The sequence below is a fragment of the Enterobacter cloacae complex sp. GF14B genome (genome assembly GCF_004136805.1).
In the GTDB taxonomy this organism is placed as follows: Bacteria; Pseudomonadota; Gammaproteobacteria; order Enterobacterales; family Enterobacteriaceae; genus Enterobacter; species Enterobacter hormaechei_C.
Window position 1 is genome coordinate 24,598 of sequence record NZ_QFRV01000053.1, and the last position, 8,690, is coordinate 33,287.

An 8,690-nucleotide genomic window follows, 5' to 3' on the forward strand; every position below is an offset into this window, starting at 1 on the left:
TGGCTTTTTTCATTTTGGGGAACTGTCATGGCTGAACCGCAGCTGCTGTTGAACTATACCGGGCATCTGCCTGAATGCCCGACGTGGAGTGCAGAAGAGAAGGCGCTCTACTGGGCGGATATCCTGGAAGGGGAGATCCATCGGTACCATCTGCCCACCGCGGAACACTCGGTGCTCTCATTCCATGAAGAAGTTGGGTGTTTTGCCCTGCGTGAACGCGGCGGATTTATCGTCGCGATGCGAAACGCCATCTGGCTGACCGATAAACACGGCCTGCTCCAGCGTAAGGTTTGCGATAACCCATCCAACCCGCAGCTTGCACGTTTTAACGATGGCGGTACCGATCATCAGGGACGGTTTTATGCGGGCACGTTCTGGGGGCCGGGAGATTATAACGGGGCCATGTTGATGCGTATCGACAACGACCTGACGCCGAAAGTGATCCAGTGCGATATCCAGGGGCATAACGGTTTAGCGTTTAGTCCTGACAAACGGTGGATGTTTACTTCTGATACGCCGAACGGTGTGATCTACCGTACGCCGCTTGATGAGCAGGGGGAACCCGGTAAGCGCGAAGAGTTTCGCCGGTTTAGCGAGGGAGACGGTATTCCCGACGGTGCGGCAATGGATGAGGAAGGCTGCTACTGGAGCGCACTGTTTGACGGCTGGCGTATCGCACGGTTTTCACCGCAAGGCGAACAGCTGGAAGAGCACCGGCTGCCGGTACGCTGCCCGACAATGGTCTGCTTTGGCGGCGACGATATGAAAACGCTGTTTATCACCACCACGCGGGAAAATATGGAGGCGGAGGAGCTGGCGAAATACCCGCTTTCCGGTGCCATCTTCACCCTGCCTGTAAATGTGGCAGGGATGAAGAAAAGCCGCTTTATCGAACATTAAGCCGGATCGACCGGGACCACGGTTTCGCTCGGATAGCAGCCCAGCACTTTCATGGAGCGTGTGATCTCGCCCAGTTCGCGCAGGGCTTTCTGCATGGATGCAGACTCCAGGTTGGCCTGAACGTCGAGATAGAACATCTCTTCCCACGGGTTGCCATGTATTGGGCGGGATTCCAGCTTCGTCATGATCAGGTTGTGATTACGCAGCACCAGCAGCGCTTCAACCAGCGCACCCGCCTGCTGGCCGGTCGCCATCAACAGGGTGGTTTTCGCCGGGACCTGGTCCGACACGTTGATGGCCTTGCGGGCCAGAACCACGAAACGGGTGATATTCTGCGTCTGGTTGGCCAGATTGCGTTCCAGCACCTGTAAGCCATACAGCGCGCCGCCCGCTTCGCTACCGAGAGCCGCGACGGCAGGAGAGTTTGCCTGCGCCACTTTTTCCATCGCCGCCGAGGTGCTTTCGGTGTACTCAATTTTCCAGTGCGGATAACGGTTCAGGAACTGGCTGCACTGCTGGAACGGCTGCGGGTGACTGTACACCGTTTCGATCTGACTCAGATCGGTTGAGCCAGAGACCAGCACACAGTGATCGATAGGGATGGTCAACTCGCCGACTAACGACAGGCTGGTGTGCTGGAGCAAATCGTAAACATCGTTGATGGCGCCGGAACTGGTGTTCTCAATAGGCACCACGGCGTAATCTGCCTGGCCGGTTTCGACCTGGTTGAAAATGTCTGCAAATTTCGCGCAACCGCTCTCAATAAACTCTTCGAAATGGCGGGCTGCGTACTGGCGAGCCGCCAGATGAGAATAGGAGCCTTTCGGGCCGAGGAAAGCGATACGAGCAGAGTGCGGGTTGGTTTTGTTCAGATGCTGCTGGAGCAGGGCCTGTTGCGTCAGAACGGAATCTTCAATGATGAGCTGGAACAGGCGGGTGATGTAGTGCGCATCCAGATGATGCGCTTTGCCGAGTTGAATCAACCGTTCCAGTAAATCACGTTCGCGATCGATATCGCGCACCGGCCGATGGGACTCGAGCTTCGCTTTGCCCACTTCAATGGCGAGCGCGCGGCGTTCGGCCAGCAGGGCCAGTAATTTTTCGTCGAGTGCACTGATTTTTACGCGTAAATCCAGGAGCGGGTTTTCCGGTGTCATAGTGTTGTCTGTCTCATTTTATCGTTATCAATAAAAAAGGCCTCCCGGTGTGGGAGGCCTTGTTGTTCGTCTTCGCATTCTTTATCACACGACGAAACGCCTCCCGGTCAGGGGAAGGTAAAAAAGAATGCGAAGAAAAACGGCGTCTGTTTCATAAGGTCATCCTGAAAATGATAGGGTTAAAGTACCTGCACTGTTTTGATCCTGTCAATAAAAAACGCGCCCGAAGGCGCGTTGTCGGTACACTCAATTTTAGAGGATTACTCTTCTTCAACTTCTTCCGCGAAGCTGGCGTCTTTCACCGAGGTTGCGGCGCGACGTGCTTCACCTTTGTGTTGCACTTTATTGAGCTGCCGTTCCAGCTTGTTGATCAAATCGTTAATTGCGGTGTACATATCCTCGTGTTTTGCGCTGGCGACCAGATGGCCGTTTGGAGTATTGATAGTTGCATCAGCGATGAAACCCTGCGGCTCCTTGGACAGGATGATATGTGGATTAATCAAATGTGTTTGCCATTTATCCAGTTTGGCGAGACGGTCTGCGACGTGCTGGCGGATTGCCGGAGTAATTTCCATTTGTTTACTGGTAATGTTCATTGTCATAAATTTTACCTCTTGTCTTTCCGTCTTGGTGATTCCAGCATACCCGACCCAATGTCAAAATGTGTGATTTAGATCACGTTATTTTGTCGGTTTTTGTCAGGGAATCTTTTTTGTGAGGCAGGGCAGGAAGAGGTGAGATTTACCTTGTCGAAGCCAAAAATTGCGGTCATAGTTGAATGGATATGTTGAAGCTAAACCGCTTCAGCGTAAGTCTGAAAGAATAAAAAAACGGCAGCCCGCGGGCTGCCGTTATGCGTTGTAGCGGTATCAGGTGTTGCTGCTGTTCGCGGCGATGATTTTCGCCACTTTGTCAGCCTGAGCCGTCATCTGCATCTGGCGATACGCATTTTCCATCAGCTTCAGGCCATCACGCGTTGCCTGGGTATCCGGATAATCACGCAGCATGCCTTCTACACGGTTAACCACGGCAACCCATGCGCCACGGCGGGTGTAGTATTCCGCAACGGAGTACTCATATTTCGCCAGACGATCTTTCAGGAACACCAGACGCTTAGTGGCATCGGTAATGTACTGGCTGTTCGGGTAGCTACGCACCAGTTTGGAGAAGTCATTGAAAGCATCACGCGCATGTTGCGGGTCACGGTCAGAACGATCCACCCCGAAGAAGCCCTGCAATGCACTGTCATCCAGCGCCATGTTAGTCAGGCCGCGCATGTACATCACGTAATCGATGTTAGGATGGGTAGGGTTCAGACGCATGAAACGATCGATCGTTGCCTGAGCCAGCGGCAGATCGGCATTTTTGTAGTAGGCGTAGATAAGATCTAACTGTACCTGCTGCGAATACGGACCAAACGGATAGCGATTATCCAACGCTTCCAGTTGCGTTATCGCCTGTTTCCAGTTACCGTCCTGCAACTTTTGTTGTGCAGTCGCATAGATTTCATTCGGCGGATTGTCAGGGACCTGTTCATTCGAACCGGAGCAGCCCACCAAAGCCAGGCTCAACGTGGCCGCTGCCACCAGATATTTCATGCGCGTCATGACGTTTTGACTTTCCTCAAATGTTTGTCCGGGAGAAACTCAGTTCCTGCTCCCGATTAAGACCAGCTACAATAGCACACTATATTAAACGGCAAAGCCGTAAAACCCAACGTTAAACGAAGAAGCAGTTTATGGCACAACGAGTAGAACTCACCGCAACAGTCTCCGAAAATCAGCTCGGTCAACGCTTAGATCAGGCTTTGGCCGAATTGTTCCCTGATTATTCGCGTTCACGCATAAAAGAATGGATCCTTGACCAGCGCGTGCTGGTAAACGGCATGATCTGGGACAAACCAAAAGAGAAAGTGTTTGGTGGGGAAGCTGTCGCCATCAATGCTGAAATCGAAGAGGAAATCCGCTTCGAGCCGCAGGATATCCCGCTGGATATCGTCTACGAAGATGACGACATTCTGGTCATCAACAAGCCGCGCGACTTTGTTGTTCACCCGGGCGCGGGCAATCCTGACGGTACGGTACTTAACGCACTCCTTCATTATTATCCGCCGATTGCCGACGTACCGCGTGCCGGTATTGTTCACCGTCTGGATAAAGACACCACGGGTCTGATGGTAGTGGCGAAGACGATTCCCGCCCAGACTCGCCTGGTGGAATCGTTGCAACTGCGCGAAATCACCCGTGAGTATGAAGCGGTGGCGATTGGTCATATGACCTCTGGCGGCACGGTGGAAGAGCCTATCAGCCGTCACCCAACCAAGCGTACGCATATGTCCGTACACCCGATGGGTAAACCGGCGGTAACCCATTACCGCATCATGGAACATTTCCGTATTCATACCCGCCTGCGTCTGCGCCTGGAAACCGGGCGTACTCACCAGATCCGCGTGCACATGGCGCATATTACCCATCCGCTGGTGGGTGACCCGGTTTACGGCGGTCGTCCGCGTCCACCAAAGGGCGCATCGGATGAATTCATCTCCGTGCTGCGTAAATTCGATCGCCAGGCGCTGCATGCGACGATGCTTCGTCTTTACCACCCAATCACCGGAATTCAGATGGAATGGCATGCGCCGATCCCACAGGATATGGTGGAACTTATCGACGCGATGCGCGCAGATTTCGAAGAACATAAGGATCACGTGGACTGGTTATGACCAAACTGATTGTCCCGGAGTGGCCACTGCCTGAAGGCGTGGCCGCCTGTAGTTCAACCCGTATCGGTGGCGTGAGCCAGGGCGCGTGGGAGTCTCTGAACCTCGGTGCGCATTGTGGCGATAACCTGGAGCACGTTGAAGAGAACCGTAAACGCCTCTTTGCTGCGGGAAACCTTCCTTCAAAACCGGTCTGGCTTGAGCAGGTGCACGGTAAAGCGGTGCTGAAGCTGACGGGTGAGCCCTATGCGTCTAAACGCGCCGATGCTTCGTACAGCAATACGCCGGGAACGGTTTGCGCGGTGATGACCGCTGATTGCCTGCCGGTGTTGTTCTGCAATCAGGCAGGAACTGAAGTGGCTGCTGCCCACGCCGGATGGCGAGGCCTGTGCGAAGGCGTTCTGGAAGAGACCGTCGCCTGCTTTCAGGACGATTCTGCAAATCTCATCGCCTGGCTTGGCCCGGCGATTGGCCCGCAGGCATTTGAGGTCGGGCCCGAAGTGCGCGATGCCTTTATGGAAAAAGATCCGCAAGCGGTCGAAGCGTTCGTGGCTTCCGGAGATAAATATCTGGCCGATATTTACCAGCTTGCCCGCCAGCGCCTGAATAACGTCGGTGTGACCCAAATCTTCGGCGGAGATCGCTGTACCTTCACCGAAAAGGGTGATTTTTTCTCCTATCGCCGCGACAAGACGACAGGCCGTATGGCAAGTTTCATTTGGCTGATATAACCTAAAGAATCAAGACGATCCGGTACGCGCCGTTTTCTTTTCACATAATTCAGGTTATTAACCTTGAATAATTGAGGGATGACCTCATTTAATCTCCAGTAGCAAATTTGACCTGTTATGGGAGGAGTTATGCGTCTGGATCGTCTTACTAATAAATTCCAGCTTGCTCTCGCCGATGCCCAGTCCCTCGCACTGGGGCACGACAACCAATTTATCGAACCTCTTCATTTAATGAGCGCCTTGCTGAATCAGGAAGGGGGATCGGTACGTCCTTTATTAACGTCCGCTGGCATTAATGCCGGCCAGTTACGCACTGCCATCGATCAGGCGCTGAGCCGTTTACCGCAGGTAGAAGGTACCGGCGGCGACGTGCAGCCGTCGCAGGATCTGGTGCGCGTGCTGAACCTTTGCGACAAGCTGGCGCAAAAACGTGGGGACAACTTTATTTCGTCAGAGCTGTTTGTTCTGGCGGCGCTTGAATCACGCGGTACCTTAACCGACCTGCTGAAATCCGCCGGTGCAACCACCGCTAATGTGACCCAGGCGATTGAGAAAATGCGCGGAGGTGAAAGCGTGAACGACCAGGGAGCCGAAGACCAACGTCAGGCTTTGAAGAAATTTACGGTCGACCTGACCGAACGTGCCGAGCAGGGCAAACTTGACCCGGTGATCGGCCGCGACGAAGAAATCCGCCGGACAATACAGGTACTGCAACGTCGTACCAAAAACAACCCGGTGCTGATTGGTGAGCCAGGCGTCGGTAAAACCGCCATCGTTGAAGGGCTGGCGCAGCGTATCGTTAATGGCGAAGTGCCCGAAGGGCTGAAAGGCCGTCGCGTACTGGCGCTGGATATGGGCGCGCTGGTGGCCGGGGCGAAATACCGCGGTGAATTTGAAGAGCGTCTGAAAGGCGTGCTGAACGATCTGGCGAAACAGGAAGGTAACGTCATCCTGTTTATCGACGAACTGCACACCATGGTGGGGGCGGGTAAAGCTGACGGCGCAATGGATGCCGGGAACATGCTGAAACCTGCGCTGGCGCGCGGTGAACTTCACTGCGTCGGCGCCACTACGCTGGACGAGTACCGTCAGTACATTGAAAAAGATGCCGCGCTGGAGCGTCGTTTCCAGAAGGTGTTTGTCGCTGAACCAAGCGTAGAAGATACCATCGCCATTTTGCGTGGTCTGAAAGAGCGTTATGAGCTGCACCATCACGTGCAGATCACCGACCCGGCCATCGTTGCGGCGGCGACGCTTTCGCATCGTTACATTGCCGACCGTCAGTTGCCGGATAAAGCCATTGACCTTATCGATGAAGCGGCGTCCAGCATCCGTATGCAGATTGACTCGAAACCGGAAGAGCTGGACCGACTCGATCGCCGTATTATCCAGCTCAAGCTGGAACAGCAGGCGCTGAACAAAGAGTCTGATGAAGCGAGCAAGAAACGCCTTGATATGCTCAACGAAGAACTGGACGAGAAAGAGCGTCAGTATTCTGAGCTGGAAGAAGAGTGGAAAGCTGAGAAAGCCTCCCTCTCTGGCACCCAGACAATCAAGGCGGAGCTGGAGCAGGCTAAAATTGCCATTGAGCAGGCGCGTCGCGTAGGGGATCTGGCACGGATGTCTGAACTACAGTACGGCAAGATCCCTGAGCTGGAAAAACAACTTGAGATCGCCACGCAATCGGAAGGCAAAACCATGCGTCTGTTGCGTAATAAAGTGACGGATGCCGAGATTGCCGAAGTGCTGGCGCGCTGGACGGGTATTCCTGTGGCTCGCATGATGGAAAGCGAACGCGAGAAACTGCTGCGTATGGAGCAGGATCTGCATCAGCGCGTCATTGGACAGAACGAAGCGGTCGAAGCGGTATCTAACGCCATTCGTCGTAGCCGTGCGGGGCTGTCCGATCCGAATCGTCCAATCGGCTCGTTCCTGTTCCTGGGGCCAACCGGTGTCGGTAAAACCGAGCTGTGTAAAGCGCTGGCTAACTTTATGTTCGACAGCGATGACGCGATGGTGCGTATCGATATGTCCGAGTTTATGGAGAAACACGCCGTCTCGCGTCTGGTCGGTGCGCCTCCGGGATATGTCGGTTATGAAGAGGGCGGTTATCTGACGGAAGCGGTTCGCCGTCGTCCTTATTCCGTCATCCTGCTGGATGAAGTAGAAAAGGCACATCCTGACGTGTTTAACATTCTGTTGCAGGTGCTGGATGATGGGCGTCTGACGGATGGGCAGGGAAGAACGGTCGACTTCCGTAACACGGTGGTGATCATGACCTCGAACCTGGGTTCCGATTTGATTCAGGAACGCTTCGGTGAGCTGGATTACAGCCATATGAAAGATCTGGTGCTGGGTGTGGTCAGCCAAAACTTCCGTCCGGAGTTCATCAACCGTATTGATGAAGTGGTCGTGTTCCATCCGCTGGGTGAGAAACACATTGCGTCGATTGCGCAGATCCAGTTGCAGCGTCTGTACAAACGTCTGGAAGAGCGTGGGTATGAAATCCACATCTCGGATGATGCGCTGAAACTGCTGAGCGAGAATGGTTACGATCCTGTTTATGGCGCGCGTCCGTTAAAACGTGCTATCCAGCAGCAGATCGAAAACCCGCTGGCACAGCAAATCCTCTCTGGGGAGCTGGTTCCGGGCAAAGTTATCCGTCTGGAAGCCAACGAAGACCGAATTGTGGCAGTGCAGTAAGTCACAAAACGCAAAAACGGGCCGCTTGCGGCTCGTTTTTGTTTAAAAACCAGGCAAGAATTAATGTCTGAGATGTGTTTTGCCTGGAAAGTGAGCAGTCGGTAAATAATTTTCACTTTGCACTTGCAGCCTCAGAATAACTCCCTATAATGCGCCTCCACTGACACGGAACAACGGCACGCAAGCCGCCGGGTCAGCAGAGAAAAGCAAAACAAACGCTTGACTCTGAAGCGGGAAAGCGTAATATGCACACCCCGCGCCGCAGCGAAAACGAAGCGGCACTGCTCTTTAACAATTTATCAGACAATCTGTGTGGGCACTCAAAGTGACATGGATTCTTAACGTCCTCGGACGATAAATGAATACCAAGTCTCAACGAGTGAACACGTAATTCATTACGAAGTTTAATTCATTGAGCATCAAACTTTTAAATTGAAGAGTTTGATCATGGCTCAGATTGAACGCTGGCGGCAGGCCTAACAC

General features: G+C 53.5%; 8 protein-coding genes and 1 other annotated feature. Of the genes, 4 read left to right on the top strand and 4 right to left on the bottom strand.

Annotated elements, in window-relative coordinates; all coding sequences use genetic code 11:
- Nucleotides 1–27: 27 nt before the first annotated feature.
- Entirely contained in the window at nucleotides 28–900 is an 873-nt protein-coding gene (locus DD606_RS16855; RefSeq protein ID WP_059370217.1) for an SMP-30/gluconolactonase/LRE family protein, read from the top strand.
- On the opposite strand, the gene pheA is transcribed toward DD606_RS16855, so the two are convergent.
- The 4 genes from pheA to bamD form a co-directional block, all read right to left on the bottom strand.
- Complete coding sequence (gene pheA, locus DD606_RS16860; RefSeq protein ID WP_023314685.1) at nucleotides 897–2,057, bottom strand: bifunctional chorismate mutase/prephenate dehydratase; 1,161 nt, start codon at nucleotides 2,055–2,057, stop codon at nucleotides 897–899. The genes DD606_RS16855 and pheA overlap by 4 nt on opposite strands.
- Nucleotides 2,058–2,087: 30 nt before the next feature.
- Nucleotides 2,088–2,213 (bottom strand) — a sequence feature (Phe leader region).
- A complete protein-coding gene (gene pheL / locus DD606_RS16865; protein WP_100229775.1) occupies nucleotides 2,165–2,212 on the bottom strand; it encodes a pheA operon leader peptide PheL in 48 nt (15 codons plus the stop codon). Its footprint overlaps the feature before it by 48 nt.
- 104 nt (nucleotides 2,214–2,317) lie before the next feature.
- Nucleotides 2,318–2,659 (bottom strand): ribosome-associated translation inhibitor RaiA, encoded by a 342-nt coding sequence (raiA, locus tag DD606_RS16870; protein ID WP_003863162.1) that lies wholly within the window; start codon nucleotides 2,657–2,659, stop codon nucleotides 2,318–2,320.
- 267 nt (nucleotides 2,660–2,926) lie between these two features.
- A complete protein-coding gene (gene bamD, locus DD606_RS16875; protein WP_003863164.1) occupies nucleotides 2,927–3,664 on the bottom strand; it encodes an outer membrane protein assembly factor BamD in 738 nt (245 codons plus the stop codon).
- Nucleotides 3,665–3,795: 131 nt separating this feature from the next.
- Here bamD and rluD point away from each other — a divergent pair, with 131 nt between their 5' ends.
- The 3 genes from rluD (at nucleotide 3,796) to clpB (ending at nucleotide 8,207) form a co-directional block, all read left to right on the top strand.
- Nucleotides 3,796–4,776 (top strand): 23S rRNA pseudouridine(1911/1915/1917) synthase RluD, encoded by a 981-nt coding sequence (gene rluD, locus DD606_RS16880; RefSeq protein WP_129258905.1) that lies wholly within the window; start codon nucleotides 3,796–3,798, stop codon nucleotides 4,774–4,776.
- The gene (gene yfiH / locus DD606_RS16885) at nucleotides 4,773–5,504 is read left to right on the top strand and encodes a purine nucleoside phosphorylase YfiH (RefSeq protein ID WP_003863167.1); all 732 of its coding nucleotides are present in this window, start codon (nucleotides 4,773–4,775) and stop codon (nucleotides 5,502–5,504) included. Before rluD ends, yfiH begins: the two co-directional genes overlap by 4 nt.
- Before the next feature lie 129 nt (nucleotides 5,505–5,633).
- Nucleotides 5,634–8,207: an ATP-dependent chaperone ClpB gene (clpB, locus tag DD606_RS16890; protein ID WP_003863168.1), complete on the top strand. Its 2,574-nt coding sequence runs from the start codon at nucleotides 5,634–5,636 to the stop codon at nucleotides 8,205–8,207.
- Nucleotides 8,208–8,690 lie beyond the last annotated feature (483 nt).

Bases quoted from the DNA above. Each gene is read 5' to 3' on its own strand.
- clpB (WP_003863168.1), top strand. From the start codon at position 5,634: ATGCGTCTGGATCGTCTTACTAATAAATTCCAGCTTGCTCTCGCCGAT.
- yfiH (WP_003863167.1), top strand. From the start codon at position 4,773: ATGACCAAACTGATTGTCCCGGAGTGGCCACTGCCTGAAGGCGTGGCC.
- pheA (WP_023314685.1), bottom strand. From the start codon at position 2,057: ATGACACCGGAAAACCCGCTCCTGGATTTACGCGTAAAAATCAGTGCA.
- raiA (WP_003863162.1), bottom strand. From the start codon at position 2,659: ATGACAATGAACATTACCAGTAAACAAATGGAAATTACTCCGGCAATC.
- bamD (WP_003863164.1), bottom strand. From the start codon at position 3,664: ATGACGCGCATGAAATATCTGGTGGCAGCGGCCACGTTGAGCCTGGCT.
- rluD (WP_129258905.1), top strand. From the start codon at position 3,796: ATGGCACAACGAGTAGAACTCACCGCAACAGTCTCCGAAAATCAGCTC.
- DD606_RS16855 (WP_059370217.1), top strand. From the start codon at position 28: ATGGCTGAACCGCAGCTGCTGTTGAACTATACCGGGCATCTGCCTGAA.